Below are 17248 nucleotides of genomic sequence, written 5' to 3' on the forward strand. Positions count from 1 at the left end.
AGATGCCGCGTGTTCGGCAACTACCTGATCGGCCTGCGCGAGGGCCTGGAGGCCAGCCTGGTCGTGTGCATCCTCGTCGCCTACCTCGTCAAGACGGAGCGCCGCGACGCCCTGCGCCCGGTGTGGGCCGGCATCGCCGTGGCCGTCCTGCTGAGCATGGGCTTCGGCGCGCTGCTCCAGTACGGCTCGCAGACCATGACCTTCGAGGCCCAGGAGATGCTCGGCGGCTCGCTGTCGGTCATCGCCGTCGGCCTGGTGACGTGGATGGTCTTCTGGATGCGGCGCACCGCGCGGCACCTGAAGAAGGAGCTGCACGGCAAGCTGGACGCCGCGCTCGCGATGGGCACGACCGCGCTGGTCGTCACCGCCTTCCTGGCCGTGGGCCGGGAGGGCCTGGAGACCGCGCTGTTCATCTGGACGGCCGTGCAGGCCACCGACGACGGCGTCCGGCCGCTGGTCGGCGCGCTGCTCGGGCTGCTGACCGCCGTCGTGCTGGGCTGGCTGTTCTACCGCGGCGCACTGAAGATCAACCTGGCGAAGTTCTTCACGTGGACCGGCGCCATGCTGATCGTGGTCGCGGCGGGCGTGCTCGCCTACGGCTTCCACGACCTCCAGGAGGCCGGCGTCCTGCCGGGCCTGGGCAGCAAGGCCTTCGACATCAGCGAGCAGATCCCGGTCGACAGCTGGTACGGCACGCTGCTCAAGGGCGTCTTCAACTTCCAGCCGGACCCGACCTGGCTGCAGGTGGCGGTGTGGGCGCTGTATCTGGTCCCCACCCTCCTGGTGTTCTTCGCCCCGGGTAGGGTGGCGCCGAACCGAGCAGCCACCAAGGAGTCGAAGCCCGATGAGACGACGGCGGGCCGGCAGACCGCGCACGACGCGAACGGCGGTGCGGACGGCCGTGACGGCGGCAGCTCTGCTGCTGACGGCGACCGGGTGCATGACGGTGCACGGCGAACGGGAGATCGTCCCGTCGGTGGACAAGGCTGAGGCCGCCAAGGTCCTCAAGTCCTTCACCGACGGCTACAACGAGGGTTACCGCAAGCTCGACCCGGGCGTCATCGCCCGGGTCGAGACCGGTGCCCTGGCCGAGATAGGCAAGTCCGACGTGGCGGCGCAGAGCGCGCAGACGCCCGGCGGCAACCCGAAGTACCCCTCCCTGGTCCTGGACGACGCCCGGTTCACCGTCCCGAAGCAGGCCGGCTGGCCGAAGTTCTTCCTCGCCGACACACGCAGCAACCGCGACGGCAACCGCTGGCTCGTGGTCTTCACGCGGTACGGCGTGAAGGAGCCGTGGAAGGCCGCCTACCTGTCGCTCGTGAACCCGGGCAAGGTCCCGAAGTTCGTGACGGACAAGGACGGTTACGCGGAGGCCGTCCCGGCGGCCAAGGGCAAGGACCACGGCCTGACGGCCGACCCCGCCGGGGTGAGCGCCGCCTACACCGGCTTCCTGCGCACCGGCGAGGGCAAGTCCTTCGCGCCCGGGCCGCGGACGACGGGGCTGCGCGAAGAGCGCGACAAGGTGCGCCGCACGGCCACGTTCTGGACGGAGTTCATCGACACCCCCGAGCAGGCCCCCGCCTTCCCCGCCCCGGCGCTGCGCACCGAGGACGGCGGAGCGCTGGTGTTCTTCACCGCGCACCACCGGGAGAAGCGGACCATGGCCGAGGGGCTGCGGCCCGCGGTCACCGACCCGCGGACCAAAGCGCTGCTGAAGGGCGACCTCAAGCGCTCGGTGACGTACACGCGGGTCTCGGAGGCGGCGGTCCAGGTGCCGCCGCGCGGGGCGGACGGCGGGCAGATCGTCTTCCTCAACCGGATCGACACGATGACGGCGGCGCAGGGGGAATAGCGGCGGTCCGGGCGGCGGCGCGGCGGCTGACGGGGCGTGCGGTCGGGAGACTCAGCGGCCGATGGGGCGTGCGGAAGGCTCAACGGCCGATGGGCCAGGCCGCCTCGTGGTCGGGACGGCCCCCCGCGTACTGGGCGCAGGCGTCCGTGAGGGTCTCCAGGAGCGTCAGCGGATCCGGCAGGGGCCGCTCGGGGCCCTGGAGCCAGGCGACGCCGGCGTCGTCCGGCAGGCGTGAGGGCGGCAGCAGCACGTAGCTGCCGCGGCAGTGCCAGCGCAGGCCCGGATGCTCGTCCATCGTCTCGGGATGGCAGTCGAGCTCGCAGGGCCACCACTCGTCCTCGTCGTCCGGGGTGCCGCGGGTGGCGGTGAAGAAGAGCATGCGGTCGGGGGCGACGGTGGCCACGGGGCCCGTCTCGACGCCGGCCTTCTCCAGCCGCTCCAGGGCCTGCCGGCCGGCCTCCGCGGGCACGTCGAGGACGTCGTGGGCGATGCCGGTGGCGGTGACGAAGTTGGCTTCCGGCTGGCTGCGCAGCCACGCCGTGACCTTCTCGGCGTCGGTGGTGGCCAGCGTCTGCCAGGCGAAGGAGACCGGGTGGCGGCCCGGGGTGGGACAGCCGATGCGCTCGCAGGAACAGCCGTACCCGGACGGGTGGGCGGCCGGGGCCAGCGGGAAGCCTGCGGCCGCCGCGGCCAGGAGCAGTTCCTCGCGGGCGGCGCTGTCCGCCGCCCCCGTGCCCGTACCGCCGCCCGCTCCGCTCCTGGGGCGGCGCAGCCACTGGGAGAACCTGCTCTTGCGTTCCATCTATCCCCTCACTTCGACCGCGGTCTGCGGTCAATGCTGCCACCATCCTGCGCCTGGTGTGACCGTCGGACGGATCCAGGGGGTGTGAGACCGGCCGCTCGCGCGGGCGGGGCCGCCCGCCTCCGCGCCGCCGCGGGCGCCTCCCCCGGACGAGTGACGGGCCGAGTGACGGGCCGGGCGGCGGGCCGGCCGGCGGCTAGGGGTGCCGCGGGGCCATGCCGCGCAGGGCCAGGTCGACGACGGTGTCGGCGTAGGCGTGGGTGAGCGGCAGGGTACGGGTCTGCCAGCGGTGGAAGAGCGGGCCGACCAGCAGTTCCAGGGCGATGCGGAGGTCGGCGTCCGGGTCGACCTGACCGGCTTCCTGGGCGGCGCGCAGGCGCCGGACGTACGCCTGGAGCTGGGGTTCGAGGACCTTCTCGGTGAGGGCGCGGCCGAGCTCCGGGTCGTTGGCGGTCTCGGCGGTCAGGGCGCGGGTGGGGGCGTCGAGGCGCTGGTCGTTGAGGTCGTCGACGGTGGCCCGCAGCACGGTCTTCAGGTCGGCGGTGATGTCGCCGGTGTCGGGGAGCTCGATGGAGGCGGGGTCGAGGCCCTCGGGGACGCAGGCCTCGAAGAGGACGGCGGCCTTGGAGGGCCACCAGCGGTAGATGGTCTGCTTGCCGACGCCGGCGCGGGCGGCGATGGCCTCGATGGTGAGCTTCGCGAAGCCGGTCTCGCCGACGAGTTCCAGGGCGGCGTCGAGGATCGCGCGGCGGGAGCGCTCGCTGCGGCGCGAGGCGTCGGGGGCCTTGGGGGCCGGGGCGTCGGTCATGGCGGCAATCCTAGCGACGCATCCGACGAGACGTATCGTCTTGACAAGACGTCACGTCTCGTTGGATGCTTCGAGGGAAGCGAGACGGAGCGTCTCGCTCGAATGAAGGGAGAACCCCATGAGCAGGAGCGGATCGGGCGGCATGCTCGGCGTCGGCGGCACCCGCAGCAACCTCTCCCGCAACGCCCTGCGCGGCGGCAGCCGGGCCGGGCGCGCGGGGGGCGGCGACGACGCGGCGGCCCGGAAGCGGGAACTGCTGCGGAAGTTGCGGGAAGGGCGAAGCGGAACCACCGGCGCGTGAGTGAGCCAGCGGTAAACCACCCGTACGGTTCATGCGCCAAAGCCCTTGCAGCGTGGACGATTTGGGCACGCACGACGATCCGTACGTGCCCAACACCACCGTGAGGAGCACTCCTTGCGTAGTACAGCCCCACGCGCGGCCACTCCGCGGCGCTATCTGATGTGCCCCCCTGCCCACTTCAGGGTCACCTACTCCATCAACCCCTGGATGGATCCGGACAAGCCGGTCGACATCCCCCTCGCGCTCGCGCAGTGGGAGGACCTCAGGGACCGCTATCTGGCCCTCGGGCACACCGTCGAGGAGCTGGAGCCCCGACGCGGGCTGCCCGACATGGTCTTCGCGGCCAACGGCGCGACCGTCGTGGACGGACGGGTGCTCGGCGCGCGCTTCGCCCACCCCGAGCGAGCCGAGGAGGCCGCGGTCCACGCGGCCTGGTTCCGCTCACAGGGCTACGCCGACGTGCTCGAACCCGAGCACATCAACGAGGGCGAGGGCGACTTCGCCGTCACCGCCTCCTGGCTGCTCGCCGGGCGCGGCTTCCGCAGCAGCCCGCTCTCCCACCCCGAGGCGCAGGAGTTCTTCGGCCGGCCGGTGATCGGCCTCGACCTCGTCGACCCCCGCTACTACCACCTCGACACCGCGCTGTGCGTCCTCGACGACACGACCGACGGCGAGATCATGTACTACCCCGGCGCGTTCTCGGCGGGCAGCCGGGAAGTGCTGAGACGGCTGTTCCCCGACGCCCTCGTCGCGAGCGAGGAGGACGCGGCGGCGCTGGGCCTCAACGCGGTCAGCGACGGCCGGCACGTGCTGCTGCCGCAGGCGGCGGTCGGCCTCTTCGAACCACTGCGGGCGCGAGGGTACGAACCGATCGGCATGGACCTCGGCGAGCTCCTGAAGGGCGGCGGCAGCGTGAAGTGCTGCACGCAGGAGCTACGCGGCTAGCGCCGTAGTCCGCGCCCCGTAAGGGGCGCGGGGCAGCCCGCGGAGCTCTCAGCTCACACCCCGGCCGGAGGCCACTCGTCGCCCCAATCGGCGTCGCGAGCCGCCTTGTACGCGTCGCCGTGCCGCTTCGTGACCGTCTCACGGGTCAGGCCGTCCTCGGCCGTGCAGAGTTCGAGGAGGACCTGGCCCTTGCGGATCTGCGGCTTGCGCACGATGCGGGCGGGCGCGCCCGCGGAGGCCTCCGGCAGGGAACCCCGCACGGCCGCCACGTACGCGAACTTCTCGTCCTCGTACGCCAGCGAGCCGCCCTTGACCTGCCGGTGCAGCGAGGAGCGGCTCACGCGGGCCGAGAAGTGGCACCAGTCCTTGCCCGGCTCTATGGGGCACGCCCCGCTGTGCGGGCAGGGCGCGACGACGCGGAAGCCGTCGGCGACCAGCCGGTCGCGCGCCTCGATGATCCGCAGGTAGCCGTCCGGGGTGCCCGGCTCGACGATCACGACGGCCTGTGCGGCGCGGGCGGCCTCGGCGACGACCGCGGCGCGGCCGGCGTCGGTCAGCTCCTTCAGGACGTACGAGACGGTGACGAGGTCCGTGCCGTCGGGCACGCGCAGGCCGTCGCCGATGATCCCGCGCTCCCAGCGGGCCGCGCGCAGGGCCGGGTCGGAGGCCGTCCCGGCGAGTTCGGCGCCGAGGGCGAGGGCGGGGGCGGCCCAGTCCAGGACGGTCGTCCGACGGTCCTCGCCTTCCCAGGCGGACGCCACGGCCCACGTCGCCGCGCCCGTGCCGCCGCCCACGTCGACGTGCGAGGCGGGGACGAAGGACGGCAGCCGGTCGCGGAAGGCCTCCAGCGCGGAGCGGACGGCCTCGAACGTCGCCGGCATGCGGTAGGCGGCGTACGCGGCCACGTCGGAGCGGTCGCGCAGCACGGGGGCGTCGGTGGGGGTCAGCCCCCGGTAGCTGGCGATCAGCCGCTCGACGGCCTGCGCGGCCTGGCGGGGCGGCAGGCCGTCGAGGAGACCGGCGAGCGCGGAGCGCAGTTCCTCACCGGACCGGGGGAAATGGGGGGCGTGCATTTGATGGAGTCTATGCGGGCAACCGGGGGGCGGCCTGCGGCCCACGAGGTCGTGGCGAAACGACGACTTCGGCACCGCCGGACCGCGCCGTCGGAGTGACTCGCCGCGGCGGCGGAAGAACGTGCCGGGCCGCGCCTCCGCGACGGATCGTTGAGGCAGCCGCCTCGGAAGATTCTTCCGCCGCCGCGGCGAACAGCCACGACGTGCGTGAGCGGCGGTGCCGGACCGGGGGCGGTGAGGCCCGGCGCGACCACGCGCGACGGTCAGGCCGCGGGATGCGCCCGGCACGGGCCCCCGCCCCGCCGGGAGGCTACCGTCGCTGCCAAGGGCGGCAAAGACCCAGGAAGCACGCCGCCGAGGCGAGTGCGCACACCAGCTGGACCGTCGCCATCGGCACCGCCGTGCCCTCGCCCGCGATGCCCACGAGCGGGGAGGCCAGCGCGCCCAGCAGGAACGTGGACGTGCCGAGCAGGGCGGACGCGGAGCCCGCGGCGTCGCGGGAGCGCATCAGGGCCTGGGCGTTGGTGTTGGGCATCGCGAGGCCCATCGCGGACATCAGGACGAACAGCCCGGCCGCGATCGGCGCGAGGCCGGCCTTGCCGAAGGCGCCGGAGGCCATCAGCAGCAGGGCCACGGCGGCCAGGGCGATCACCGTGAGGCCCACGGCGAGGGCCTTGTCGAGGCTCACCCGGCCGACGAGCAGCTTGCCGTTGATCTGGCCGACCAGCACGAGGCCGACGGAGTTGAGGCCGAAGAGGAGGCTGAAGGTCTGCGGGGAGGCCCCGTAGATGTCCTGGATGACGAACGGCGACGCCGAGATGTAGGCGAAGAGCGCGGCGAAGGCGAAGCCGCCCGCGAGCATGTAGCCGGTGAAGACGCGGTCCGCGAGCAGGGCGCCCATGGCGCGCAGGGCCGCGCCGAGGCCGCCGGCCTGGCGCTTCTCGGGCGGCAGCGTCTCGTGCAGGAAGCGCCACACAGCGAGGGTGAGCAGCACGCCGACCGCGGTGAGGACGACGAAGACGCCGCGCCAGTCGGTCAGGCGCAGGATCTGGCCGCCGATGAGGGGTGCGACGACGGGGGCCACGCCGGAGATCAGCATGAGGGTGGAGAAGAAGCGGGCCATGGCCACGCCGTCGTAGAGGTCGCGCACGACGGCCCGGGCGATGACGATGCCGGCGGCGCCGGCGAGGCCCTGGACGAGGCGGCAGCCGATCAGCAGGCCGGCGGTGGGGGCGAGGGCGCAGGCGGCGGTGGCCAGGACGTAGACGACCATGCCGGCGAGGAGGGGGCGGCGGCGCCCCCACTTGTCGCTCATGGGGCCGACGACGAGCTGCCCGAGCGCCATGCCCATGAGGCAGGCGGTGAGGGTGAGCTGGACGGTGGCGGCGGGGCTGTGGAGCGCGCCGGTGACCTCCGGGAGGGCCGGGAGGTACATGTCCATGGAGAGCGGTGGCAGCGCGGTCAGGCCGCCGAGGACGAGGGTGACGATCAGGCCGGTGGCACGGGCCCCGGATATGCCGGGGCCCGCGGCGTCCCGTTCGGCGGTTCGGGCGGGCTGCTGCTTCTGCTGCTGCTCGGCCGTGTCCTGGCCGGGATCCGTCATGCGTGGCGCTCCATGGTCGTCGTTCGTTCAACCATGGTGTCATGACCGCGGCCAATACTTGGGGCTTACATGTTATTCAGGGGGCTGGTGTGACGGGACGCACGCGTCACGCCTCGTGGAGCCCCGGGGCACCCGCCTCCGAGACGAACGACGCGGCCGTCGCGATGGGCGCGCCCGGCGTCGTGACCTTGGTGACCGTACGGAAGTCGCCCCGCACCCGCTGCGGGTCGAGCGTCACCACCACGTAGCCGCGCCGCCCGTCGTAGTACTTCAGGTGCGGGTTGGCGGCGAGCGTCGTCTCCCAGTCCGAGGGCCGCTCCTCGCCGTCGAAGCCGCTGGAGACGGAGGTGCCGAGGAGCTCGACGCCGAGCGTGGCCGAGCCGGGGTCGTCGAAGTCGGCCTTCACGTCGTACGCGAAGTGGACGTGGTCGTCGCCGGTGAGGATCACCAGGTTCCGGACGCCGGCCTGTTCGACGCCGGCCAGGACGCGGTCGCGGGAGGCCGCGTAGCCGTCCCAGGTGTCCATGCTGACGCGGGCGTCGTCGTCCGGCGTCTCCTTGTGCTGGGAGAAGGCCACCTGCTGGGCGACGACGTTCCAGGTGGCGGTGGAGGCGCGGAAGCCGTCGAGGAGCCAGCGCTCCTGGGCGTCGCCGGTCATCGTGCGGGCCGGGTCCCGCGTCTCGGGCCCGGGGGTGTGCCAGCCGTCCCCGTAGGCCTGGTCGGAGCGGTACTGGCGGGTGTCGAGGATGTCCAGCTGCGCGAGCCGCCCGTAGGAGAAGCGGCGGTAGAGCCGCATGTCCGGCCCGGTGGGCCGCTGCGGTCTTCGCAGCGGCATGTTCTCCCAGTAGGCGCGGTAGGCGGCGGCGCGGCGGGCGCGGAACTGGTCGACGGGGTCGTTGTCCTGCGAGATGTCGCCCGCGTAGTTGTTCGCGACCTCGTGGTCGTCCCAGGTGACATACCAGGGGTGGGCGGCGTGCGCGGCCTGGAGCTCGGGGTCGGACTTGTAGAGGGCGTAGCGCTGGCGGTAGTCCTCCAGGTTGAGCGTCCAGTGGTCGTAGAAGGACGGGAGCGGGTTCGTCAGCCGGCGGGCGCCGCCCTGGGCGTTTATGGCGTTCTCGTAGATGTAGTCGCCGACGAAGAACACGGCGTCGAGGTCCTCGCGGGCGAGGTGGCCGAGGGCCGTGTAGTAGCCCTCGTCGAACTGCTGGCAGGAGAGCAGGCCGAAGCGGGCGGTGGCGACGTCGGCGTCGGCCCGGGGCGCGGTGCGGGTGCGGCCCACGGGGCTGATCCAGCGGCCCGCGCGGAAGCGGTACCAGTACGCGCGCTCGGGTGCGAGGCCGGACAGCTCCAGGTGGACGGTGTGGCCGTCGGAGGCGGGGGCCGCGGCGGTGCCGCTCTGCACGACGCGGCGGAAGGTGTCGTCCTCGGAGAGCTCCCACTGGACGGCGATGCTGCCGTCGGCGGGCAGCCCGTTGCCCGGCTCGTACGGGGCGGGGGCGAGCCGGGTCCACAGCACTACGGAGTCCGGCAGGGGGTCGCCGGACGCCACCCCGAGGGTGAACGGACTTTCGGAGAGGGGGGTCATGTGGTGCAGAGTGCGCGCGGGTGGGGCGGCTGTGAAGGGGGCGGACACCATCAGGAACGAGCCGGTCCGCGGCCCAGCTCCGCCGCGGCCCGGGCCAGTTCCGTCACGCGGGCCCAGTCGCGGCGCGCGAGGGCGTCGCGCGGGAGCATCCACGAGCCGCCCACGCAGCCGACGTTCGGCAGGGAGAGGTACGCGGGGGCCGTGGCCGGGCCGATGCCGCCCGTGGGGCAGAAGCGGGCCTCGGGGAGCGGTGCGGCCAGGGAGGCCAGGTACGGGGCGCCGCCCGCGGCTTGCGCGGGGAAGAACTTCATCTCGCGCACCCCGCGCTCCAGCAGGGCCATGACCTCCGACACCGTCGAGACGCCCGGCAGGAACGGCACCCCCGCCTCCCGCAGCGCCGCGAGCAGCGGGTCCGTCCAGCCGGGGCTCACCAGGAAGCGGGCCCCGGCCCGTACGGCCCCGGCGGCCTGCGCCGGGGAGCGGACGGTGCCCGCGCCCACGGCCGCCTCCGGGACCTCCGCGGCGACGGCCCGTATCGCGTCCAGGGCCACGTCCGTCCGCAGCGTCACCTCGATCGCCGGGAGGCCGCCCGCGACGAGGGCGCGGGCGAGGGGCACGGCGTCGGCCGCGTCGGAGAGGACGGCGACGGGGAGGACGGGGGCGAGGCCGAGGACGGAGGCGGTCACGCGGCCATCCTGTTCCGCCGGGATGACTGACGCAACGGACGTTGCGCTATGCGCAACAGGGCGCGGCAGCCCGCCCTTTCAGAGCTCTGTCAGAGCTCCGTCACCACCACGTCGAGCGCCCACGGCCGCCCGCCCTTCGCCGGGGCGCTCCCCTCCACCGCGTACCCGAGGTCGCGCAGGGCCTCCGCCAGCTCGGCGGGGCCGCCGGGCTCCGCGCCCGCCGTCAGCAGGTCCCGGACCATCCGCCCCTTGGTGGCCTTGTTGAAGTGGCTGACGACGGACCGCTTCTCGACGCCGTCCACGACCTTCGACTGCAACACCCGGACCGTCGCCGTCCGCTCCGCGAGCTCGCCCTTGGGCTTCCACGCGGAGGCGTACGCGGCCGACCTGAGGTCGAGCACCATCCCGTCGCCCGCCTCCTGCGGCAGGTGCGCGTCCATGATCCCGCGCCAGTACGTGCCCAGGGCGCCCAGGCCGGGCAGCTTCACGCCCATCGAGCAGCGGTAGGAGGGGATCGGGTCGCCGGTCCGGACCGCGCCCCACAGCCCCGAGAAGACCAGCAGGGACCGCGCCGCCCGCTCCCGCGCCGCGGCGTCCAGCGTGGCCAGGCCCAGCGCGTCGTACAGCACGCCCGTGTAGATCTCGCCCGCCGGGCGGGTGCCCGCGGTCCGCAGCGCCGCGTTCTTGGCGATCTCGCCCCGCAGCCCCGGGGACAGGCCGAGCACGTCCGCGGCCTTGTCCTCGTCGCCCGCGCACAGCTCCACGAGCTCCGTCAGCACGGCCTCGCGCGCCCCGGTCAGCCCCGGCAGCGACAGCGCACCGACCTCCAGTGCGGCCCCGGCGCCGGTTCCGACGGCGGCGGCCTTCCCCTCGGACGGCGGCAACAGCACGAGCACGGTGTCTTCTCCCATCGGTACGGATCCGGGCGCGGGGCGGGGCGGTCCCGGCGGCGCCCCGACGAGCCTAATTCCTTGTGAGCGATCGCGGGGGCCACGGGTAGGGCCCACGGGATTGTTCGAGCGGTGAGGGCCGTGACGCCTCCGTCGAGCCGGGTCCGCGAGGCCTTGCGTTAGACCGTGCGGGCGGCCCTCACCCACGTCGTGGTGGCGGTCGCGCGGGCGCCGGCGGGAAGGCCTTTGGCTCACCGGGCACCAGATGCCTCAGCCAAGAGCGGCGCTCTCCGGCGCCTTCGCGGCCGCCACCACCTGTCTGTGTGCTCACTCGTTGATCTTCGTGGTGCGAGCCCGCCACGCGGTGACCTCTTGTTCCGCCCGAGCCGCCTGAGCTCCCGCTAAGACCGAGGCCCGTGCGGTGCGCTGGTGCCACGAACGGCTGGTGAGGTGGCGGACCGGCCCTGACGCCGAGTCCTGGAATTAGGTCGCCGCGTGGCCCGCATGCGCTCGTGACCAGCGCAAATAGCCCATGCTCAGGGGAGGAGCATCTTGATCTACTGCGGTATCGACTGGGCCGAGAAGACCCACGACGTGGCTCTGGTCGACGACTCGGGGCAGCTGCTGGCCAAGCGGCACATCACCGACGACGCGGCCGGCTACCAGATCCTCAAGGACCTCCTGACCGAGTACGGCGACACGGAGGAGAACCCGATCCCGGTCGCGATCGAGACGTCCCGCGGCCTGCTGGTCGCGGTGCTGCGGACGGGCAAGCGGCAGGTCTTCGCGATCAACCCGATGGCTGCCGCCCGCTACCGCGACCGGCACAGCGTCAGCCGGAAGAAGTCCGACCTGGGCGACGCCCTGGTCCTGGCGAACATCCTCCGCACGGACATGCACGCCCACCGGCCGCTGCCGAACGACAGCGACCGGGCCCGGGCCATCACCGTGCTGGCCCGGGCTCAGCAGGACGTCGTCTGGAACCGGCAGCAGATCGCCAACCAGCTCCGCTCCCTTCTTCGCGAGTACTACCCGGCCGCTCTCGCCGCCTTCAGCGTCTGGCAGAACGGCCTGTGTCGGCCGGAGGCCCGAGAGCTCCTCAAGACGGCCCCGACGCCGTCCCGGGCGGCGCGTCTGACACGCGCCCAGCTGGCCGCCGCACTCAAGCGGGCCGGCCGTCAGCGTGGCATCGAAGCCGAAACCGAGCGGCTGCGGGAGGCCTTCCGTGCTGAATGGGCCCACCAGCCGCCCCTGGTCGAAGAGGCTCTCGGACAGCAGATGCTGGCCCTCCTGGTCCAGCTCAACGCGGCCTGCACAGCCGCGGACGACCTCGCCGAGGCGGTGGAAGAGGCTTTCCCTCAGCACCCGGACGCTGACATCCTCCTCAGCTTCCCCGGCCTCGGCGTCCAGCTCGGCGCCCGGGTGCTCGCCGAGATCGGAGACGACCGCACCCGCTTCGCTGACGCCCGCGGGTTGAAGGCATACGCCGGCTCCTCACCCGTCACCAGAGCCTCGGGGAAGAAGTCGAGCATCACCCGACGCTGGGTGAAGAACGACCGCCTCAACCACGCTGGCTACCTTTGGGCCTTCGCCTCCCTGCGGGCCTCGCCGGGAGCCATGGCCCACTACCGGCGTCGCCGGGACGACCACGGAGACTGGCACGCAGCCGCCCAGCGCAACCTCTTCAACCGCATGCTCGGCCAGCTCTTCCACTGCCTCAAGCAACGAGTGCTGTTCGATGAAGCAACGGCCTTCCCCACCGCGCTGGCGGCCGCAGCTTGACGCCTTCACATCGTGAGGTGTCTAACGCCGCACCTCGGTAGCCATGAGCCCCCGTATCGCCTCGACGGCGGCATGCGGCTCGTCGGCGTGGAAACGGACCGTGCGGATCTCCCGGGGGCGCCGGAACAGGCGGGCGGCGGTGACGGGAGCGGTGAGCTCGACGGTGACGGAGGTCTGGGAGGCGATGGGCACGTCGAGGATGCCGGGGACGTCGTTGCCGGGAAAGCGCAGGTCACGGCGGACGGTGCCGATGAGCGCCACCGGAATACGCAGGTCCAGGCCGGCACCCTGGCGGATCCGCAGCCCCTCCGGGCCGGCCGTGTGCGGGCGGACGACGCTGCCGGCGTGGAAGCCGAGGACGAGCAGCACGGTGTAGGCGTCGAGGGCCAGGACCACCTCGTGGATGCCCGGGTAGGGGGCGGTGAAGAAGGACATCCCCACCGTTTCCACGAGGCACACGAAGGCGAAGGCGTACATCGTGGACGCCTGGGCGCGGGCGTACGGCAGCGCCCGGACGCCGTCGCCGACGCCGTCGCGACGCCGGGTGAGCCACAGCGCGAGCCCGGCCCAGACGCGGGCCTCGTGCACGGCGAGCGCTCGGGCGAGCTTCATCCGGCCGGCTCCTCTCCCGTGACGGTGCGGATCGCCAGGCGCAGGGCGGCGGCCTGGGCGGGGGCGAAGTCGGCGAAGAAGGCGGCGAGGAAGGGATCGCCGTCACCGGTGCGGCCGGTCGCGCCCGCGGCGAGGCCGGGCGGGATGACCGCGGCGAGCGCCCGCGCGGCCGCCTCCACGCGGGGATCGCCGGGTGCCACGGGCTCCGTGATCGCGGCGAGGGCGTCGAGCAGGGCGTAGGCCTCGTACACCCGGTGGACGTCGCCGGGGCCGCGGAAGGCCGAGCGCAGCTGCTCCAGCAGGCGCTCCCGCTCCCCCGGCCCGGCCACGGTCTCCAGGAAGGCCAGCATCTCGCGGTCCTTCGCGGCCATGGCGGGCTCGGGGCCGGGGAGGCCGCGGGCGGCGTGCGCCATCTCGCCGAAGAGGTCGGCGAGCCCGGCGGAGACCGGGCCCTCGGCGGGCAGCCCGCCGGTCCCGGCGCGGCGCAGCAGGTCGGCGAGGCGGGCGCGGCGGGCCCGGACGGCCTCCTCCTGCCGGGCCAGGTCGGCGTCCAGCTCGGTGAGGACGTCGCGCAGCTCGCGCCCGGCGTCGTCGGCCAGGACATCCCGCACCTCGTCCAGGCCGAGGCCCAGCTCGGTGAGGCGGCGGATGCGGGTGAGCGCGACGGCGTCGCGGAGCCCGTAGACGCGGTAACCGTTGGCCAGCCGGCCGGGCTCGGGCAGCAGGCCCAGGTGGTGGTAGTGCCGTACGGTCCGGGTGCTGACCCCGGCCAGCGCGGCGAGCTCTCCGATTCTCATGTGATCACCGTCATGAGACCAGTAGAGACGTTGACGCTGCGGCAAGGTCAAGGACCGGGACGGGACCGGGGCCGGGGCCGGGCCGATGGCCTGGCGGCGATCGTGGCAGCGCCCGCCAGGTAGCATGGTCGGCACGGCGGACGAGCCGGCCGGGCGGCCGCGTGGGATCTTCGGATCCCCCGAGGAACGTCCGGGCTCCACACGGCAGGGTGGTGGGTAACGCCCACCCGGGGTGACCCGCGGGACAGTGCCACAGAAAACAGACCGCCGGGGGCCGCAAGGCTTCCGGTAAGGGTGAAACGGTGGTGTAAGAGACCACCAGCGCCTGAGGTGACTCAGGCGGCTAGGTAAACCCCACCCGGAGCAAGGTCAAGAGGGGCCGCTTCACGGCGGCCCTGCGCGGACGATCGAGGGCTGCCCGCCCGAGTCCGCGGGTAGACCGCACGAGCCTGCCGGCAACGGCAGGCCTAGATGGATGGCCGCCTCCCCGAGGGCCGCAAGGCCCCCGGGAGACAGAACCCGGCGTATAAGGCCGACTCGTCCGCCGGCCCTCTGAAGCGAGGCCTCTGATCCGCATCCATGCAGATCAGAGGCCTTTCGTTTGGTGTGGCGCACCGCTGGTGTGGCGCACCGCTGGTGTGGCGCACCGCTGGTGTGGCGCACCGCGCCGCTACAGCCACCCGTTCTGCCGGGCCGCTCGGACCGCTTCCATGCGGTTGCGGGTCTGGGTTTTGCCGATGGCTGCGGAGAGGTAGTTGCGGACCGTGGCCGGGGAGAGGTGGACCTTGGAGGCGATGTCCGCGACCGTCGCGCCGTCGACCGCCGCCGCGAGGACGTCGCGTTCGCGCTGGGTCAGGGGGTTGGGGCCGGCGCTCAGGGCGGCGGCGGCCAGCGCCGGGTCGATGACGCGTTCGCCGGCGAGGACGCGGCGGATCGCGGCGGCCAGGTCCTCGACCGGCCCGTCCTTGACGAGGAAGCCCGCCGCGCCGGCCTCCATCGCGCGGCGCAGGTAGCCGGGCCGGCCGAAGGTGGTGAGTATGAGGACCTGGCAGTGCGGCATGCGGGCGCGCAGGTCCGCGGCGGCGTCGAGGCCGCTGCGGCCGGGCAGTTCGATGTCGAGGAGCGCGACGTCCGGCCGCGTCTCCAGGGCCTTGGGGACGATCTCGTCGCCGTCGCCGACCTGGGCGACGATCTCGATGTCCTCTTCCAGCCCGAGCAGCAGCGCGAGCGCGCCGCGCATCATTCCCTGGTCCTCGGCGAGGAGCAGCTTGATCATGAGTGGTGGTCCTCCTCGGACTCCGAGTCCACGGGCAGTTCGGCCACGAGCCGGAAGCCCTTGCGCCCGTCCGGGCCTGCGGTCAGGTGGCCGCCCGCGGCGGCCAGCCGCTCGGTCAGGCCCTTCAGGCCGTTCCCCGGCGAGGCGGGGGCCGCTTCCGAGCCTACGCCGCCGCCGTTGTCGGTGATCTCCAGGCGTACCTGGTCGGTCTCGCCGCGCACCTCGACCGTGCAGCGGCCGGCGCCGCTGTGCCGGACGACGTTCGTGACGCCCTCCCGTACGACCCAGCCCAGCAGGGCCGCGGTCTGCGGCGGCAGCGGGGGCCCGGACTGGCGGATGTCCGGCGTGATGCCGGAGGCCTCCAAGAGGGAGCGGGCGCGGTCGAGTTCGGTGGTGAGGGTGGACTCGCGGTAGCCGGTGACGGCCTCGCGGATCTCGGTGAGTGCCTGCCGGCCCACCGCCTCGATGTCGGCCGCCTGCCCGATCGCCGCGTCGAGGTCGCGCGGGGCGAGCCGGCGCACGGCCTCCGCCTTGACGACGATGACGGACATGGTGTGCCCGAGCAGGTCGTGCAGGTCGCGCGAGAACCGCAGCCGTTCGCGCTCCACGGCGCTGCGGGCCAGTTCCTCGCGGGTGGCGCGCAGTTGGGCCACGGCCTCGAAGAGGCTGAGCATCGCGGCGGTGACGAAGCCGGAGAGCAGGGTTCCGTATCCGACGATCAGGGAGTCCGACGGCCCCCCGCGCAGGCTCGCGATCACCCCGGCCGAGCCGGCGAGGGCGAAGATGACGACGGCCAGGGGGCGCCCGCTCTCGGACAGCCCGCGCCGCAGCACGATGCCGGAGGCCAGCGACAGCAGCGGGAAGCACAGCAGCCACTCGCCGCCGTAGCCGATGGTCAGCGCGTACGTGACGACGGCCATTCCGGCGAGCCAGCGGACCGGGACGCGGGTCCCCCGGTACCGCTGGTCCAGGCCGGTGAAGACCGCGAGGGCGTACAGCACGGCGAAGGCCAGCACGCCCGCCCCGCCGAGCCAGGGCAGGGGCACCTCGCCCCGGAACAGTTCCTGGACGTCTCCGGTGAGCATGAAGAGCCAGGGCAGGAAGGCGAACTTCCCCGGGGGCTTGTGCCGCTCGATCTCGGCCTCGCGGCCGCCCTTGCGCTCGCTCTTGCGGCCGGCCCGGCGCCAGGACTTGCTGTCTGTCATGGCTCGAACTCTAGAGAACACCGCCCTGAGCTGGGCAGATGCAAGTGTGGGCGGCCACCCGTGACATTTGTCCCGGGCCCGGCTATACATGGGGTCCATCGGATCGGCTAGAACGCGTTCTAGGAAGGTTCCCGATGCCCATCGACGCACGCCAGGCCGTCGCCGCCGCACCCCGCCGCTCCTCCCTGACCTGGGACCACAAAGACGTCCTGCTCTACCACCTCGGCATCGGCGCCGGCACGCCCGCCACCGACCCGGACGAGCTCCGCTACACCCTCGAGAGCCGGCTGCACGTCCTGCCGAGCTTCGCCACCGTCGCCGGCGGCGGCAGCGCCCAGTCCGGCGCCCTCGCCGCGCCCGGCATCGACATCGACCTCGCCGCCGTGCTCCACGGCGGGCAGTCCGTCGAGGTCCACCGGCCCCTGCCCGCCTGCGGCTCCGTCTCCCACACCTCCCGCGTCACCGCCGTCCACGACAAGGGCAAGGCCGCCGTCATCGTGCTGCGCGCGGAGGCCGCCGACGCCCGCGGGCCGCTGTGGACGAGCGAGAGCGAGATCTTCGTCAAGGGTGAGGGCGGCTTCGGCGGCGAACGCGGCAGCTCCACGCGCCTGGAGCCGCCCGCCCGCACCCCCGATCACACCGTGGAGCGCGCCCTCCGGGAGGACCAGGCCCTGCTCTACCGCCTCAACGGCGACTGGAACCCCCTGCACGCCGACCCCGAGTTCGCGAAGCGCGCGGGCTTCGACCGGCCGATCCTGCACGGCCTGTGCTCGTACGGCATCGCCCTCAAGGCCGTCGTCGACACCGTGCTCGACGGGAACGTCACCCGCGTCCGCGCCTACCGCACCCGCTTCGCCGGCGTCGCCTACCCCGGCGAGACGCTGCGCGTACGGATGTGGCGCGAGACCCCGGCGCCCGACCGGATCCAGGTGACCGTGACCGCGGTGGAGCGCGACGACGCACCCGTGCTGGCGGACACCGTCGTCACCCACAGGTAACCCCCAGCCATTCGAACACCGAGCACTGAGCAC

The 17248-nt window shown here is 73.3% G+C and carries 17 protein-coding genes and 1 other RNA gene; 7 read left to right on the forward strand and 11 right to left on the reverse strand.

The window, feature by feature from the left end; all coding sequences use genetic code 11:
- Positions 1-9: 9 nt before the first annotated feature.
- Positions 10-990, forward strand: a complete 981-nt coding sequence (gene efeU / locus D7231_RS08785; RefSeq protein WP_120754375.1) for an iron uptake transporter permease EfeU — start codon at positions 10-12, stop codon at positions 988-990.
- A complete protein-coding gene (locus tag D7231_RS08790) occupies positions 902-1852 on the forward strand; it encodes an SCO2278 family lipoprotein (protein WP_479685688.1) in 951 nt (316 codons plus the stop codon). Before efeU ends, D7231_RS08790 begins: the two co-directional genes overlap by 89 nt.
- A gap of 79 nt (positions 1853-1931) precedes the next feature.
- Here D7231_RS08790 and D7231_RS08795 read toward each other — a convergent pair whose 3' ends face one another.
- Both D7231_RS08795 and D7231_RS08800 read right to left on the reverse strand, forming a co-directional pair.
- A complete protein-coding gene (locus tag D7231_RS08795) occupies positions 1932-2654 on the reverse strand; it encodes a bifunctional DNA primase/polymerase (protein WP_120754377.1) in 723 nt (240 codons plus the stop codon).
- 196 nt (positions 2655-2850) lie between these two features.
- Positions 2851-3462, reverse strand: a complete 612-nt coding sequence (locus D7231_RS08800; RefSeq protein ID WP_120754378.1) for a TetR/AcrR family transcriptional regulator — start codon at positions 3460-3462, stop codon at positions 2851-2853.
- A 118-nt stretch (positions 3463-3580) separates the two neighbouring features.
- On the opposite strand from D7231_RS08800, the gene D7231_RS08805 reads away from it, so the two are divergent.
- Positions 3581-3763 carry a DUF6243 family protein gene (locus D7231_RS08805; RefSeq protein WP_120754379.1) on the forward strand — a complete coding sequence of 61 codons (183 nt, stop codon included), beginning with the start codon at positions 3581-3583 and terminating at the stop codon, positions 3761-3763.
- A gap of 114 nt (positions 3764-3877) precedes the next feature.
- Entirely contained in the window at positions 3878-4708 is an 831-nt protein-coding gene (gene ddaH, locus D7231_RS08810; protein ID WP_338419827.1) for a dimethylargininase, read from the forward strand.
- A 53-nt stretch (positions 4709-4761) separates the two neighbouring features.
- On the opposite strand, the gene D7231_RS08815 is transcribed toward ddaH, so the two are convergent.
- The 5 genes from D7231_RS08815 to yaaA all read right to left on the reverse strand — a co-directional run bounded on the left by D7231_RS08815 (position 4762) and on the right by yaaA (position 10551).
- Entirely contained in the window at positions 4762-5781 is a 1020-nt protein-coding gene (locus D7231_RS08815; protein ID WP_120754381.1) for a small ribosomal subunit Rsm22 family protein, read from the reverse strand.
- Positions 5782-6091: 310 nt separating this feature from the next.
- Positions 6092-7384, reverse strand: a complete 1293-nt coding sequence (locus D7231_RS08820) for a multidrug effflux MFS transporter (protein WP_120754382.1) — start codon at positions 7382-7384, stop codon at positions 6092-6094.
- A 106-nt stretch (positions 7385-7490) separates the two neighbouring features.
- On the reverse strand, positions 7491-8969 hold the full coding sequence (locus D7231_RS08825; protein ID WP_228775097.1) for an alkaline phosphatase D family protein: 1479 nt from the start codon (positions 8967-8969) through the stop codon (positions 7491-7493).
- A 50-nt stretch (positions 8970-9019) separates the two neighbouring features.
- Entirely contained in the window at positions 9020-9655 is a 636-nt protein-coding gene (gene eda / locus D7231_RS08830) for a bifunctional 4-hydroxy-2-oxoglutarate aldolase/2-dehydro-3-deoxy-phosphogluconate aldolase (protein ID WP_277875564.1), read from the reverse strand.
- A gap of 89 nt (positions 9656-9744) precedes the next feature.
- On the reverse strand, positions 9745-10551 hold the full coding sequence (yaaA, locus tag D7231_RS08835; protein ID WP_120754615.1) for a peroxide stress protein YaaA: 807 nt from the start codon (positions 10549-10551) through the stop codon (positions 9745-9747).
- Positions 10552-11097: 546 nt separating this feature from the next.
- On the opposite strand from yaaA, the gene D7231_RS08840 reads away from it, so the two are divergent.
- Positions 11098-12327, forward strand: coding sequence for an IS110 family RNA-guided transposase (locus D7231_RS08840; RefSeq protein WP_120754385.1), 1230 nt, complete (start codon positions 11098-11100; stop codon positions 12325-12327).
- Positions 12328-12348: 21 nt separating this feature from the next.
- Here the strand turns inward: D7231_RS08840 and D7231_RS08845 are convergent, their stop codons facing one another.
- Together D7231_RS08845 and D7231_RS08850 are read right to left on the reverse strand one after the other, a co-directional pair.
- Positions 12349-12939, reverse strand: a complete 591-nt coding sequence (locus D7231_RS08845) for a hypothetical protein (protein ID WP_120754386.1) — start codon at positions 12937-12939, stop codon at positions 12349-12351.
- Positions 12936-13736: a MerR family transcriptional regulator gene (locus D7231_RS08850; RefSeq protein WP_120754387.1), complete on the reverse strand. Its 801-nt coding sequence runs from the start codon at positions 13734-13736 to the stop codon at positions 12936-12938. Before D7231_RS08850 ends, D7231_RS08845 begins: the two co-directional genes overlap by 4 nt.
- Before the next feature lie 141 nt (positions 13737-13877).
- Between D7231_RS08850 and rnpB the strand changes: the two genes are divergently transcribed.
- An RNA gene (rnpB, locus tag D7231_RS08855) (RNase P RNA component class A) lies at positions 13878-14280 on the forward strand.
- Positions 14281-14406: 126 nt separating this feature from the next.
- On the opposite strand, the gene D7231_RS08860 is transcribed toward rnpB, so the two are convergent.
- Both D7231_RS08860 and D7231_RS08865 read right to left on the reverse strand, forming a co-directional pair.
- Positions 14407-15012: a response regulator transcription factor gene (locus D7231_RS08860; RefSeq protein WP_120754388.1), complete on the reverse strand. Its 606-nt coding sequence runs from the start codon at positions 15010-15012 to the stop codon at positions 14407-14409.
- Positions 15009-16217, reverse strand: coding sequence for a sensor histidine kinase (locus D7231_RS08865; RefSeq protein WP_120754389.1), 1209 nt, complete (start codon positions 16215-16217; stop codon positions 15009-15011). Before D7231_RS08865 ends, D7231_RS08860 begins: the two co-directional genes overlap by 4 nt.
- 134 nt (positions 16218-16351) lie before the next feature.
- Between D7231_RS08865 and D7231_RS08870 the strand changes: the two genes are divergently transcribed.
- Positions 16352-17215, forward strand: coding sequence for a MaoC/PaaZ C-terminal domain-containing protein (locus D7231_RS08870; RefSeq protein WP_120754390.1), 864 nt, complete (start codon positions 16352-16354; stop codon positions 17213-17215).
- Positions 17216-17248: the final 33 nt, after the last annotated feature.

Source organism: Streptomyces klenkii (assembly GCF_003626645.1).
Taxonomy (GTDB): domain Bacteria; phylum Actinomycetota; class Actinomycetes; order Streptomycetales; family Streptomycetaceae; genus Streptomyces; species Streptomyces klenkii.

What these genes read in the sequence shown, in the direction of transcription:
- D7231_RS08850 (WP_120754387.1), bottom strand. Translation starts at nt 13,736, where the DNA reads ATGAGAATCGGAGAGCTCGCCGCGCTGGCCGGGGTCAGCACCCGGACC.
- D7231_RS08825 (WP_228775097.1), bottom strand. Translation starts at nt 8,969, where the DNA reads ATGACCCCCCTCTCCGAAAGTCCGTTCACCCTCGGGGTGGCGTCCGGC.
- D7231_RS08795 (WP_120754377.1), bottom strand. Translation starts at nt 2,654, where the DNA reads ATGGAACGCAAGAGCAGGTTCTCCCAGTGGCTGCGCCGCCCCAGGAGC.
- D7231_RS08860 (WP_120754388.1), bottom strand. Translation starts at nt 15,012, where the DNA reads ATGATCAAGCTGCTCCTCGCCGAGGACCAGGGAATGATGCGCGGCGCG.
- D7231_RS08820 (WP_120754382.1), bottom strand. Translation starts at nt 7,384, where the DNA reads ATGACGGATCCCGGCCAGGACACGGCCGAGCAGCAGCAGAAGCAGCAG.
- D7231_RS08870 (WP_120754390.1), top strand. Translation starts at nt 16,352, where the DNA reads ATGCCCATCGACGCACGCCAGGCCGTCGCCGCCGCACCCCGCCGCTCC.
- D7231_RS08865 (WP_120754389.1), bottom strand. Translation starts at nt 16,217, where the DNA reads ATGACAGACAGCAAGTCCTGGCGCCGGGCCGGCCGCAAGAGCGAGCGC.
- D7231_RS08845 (WP_120754386.1), bottom strand. Translation starts at nt 12,939, where the DNA reads ATGAAGCTCGCCCGAGCGCTCGCCGTGCACGAGGCCCGCGTCTGGGCC.
- D7231_RS08800 (WP_120754378.1), bottom strand. Translation starts at nt 3,462, where the DNA reads ATGACCGACGCCCCGGCCCCCAAGGCCCCCGACGCCTCGCGCCGCAGC.
- D7231_RS08815 (WP_120754381.1), bottom strand. Translation starts at nt 5,781, where the DNA reads ATGCACGCCCCCCATTTCCCCCGGTCCGGTGAGGAACTGCGCTCCGCG.
- D7231_RS08805 (WP_120754379.1), top strand. Translation starts at nt 3,581, where the DNA reads ATGAGCAGGAGCGGATCGGGCGGCATGCTCGGCGTCGGCGGCACCCGC.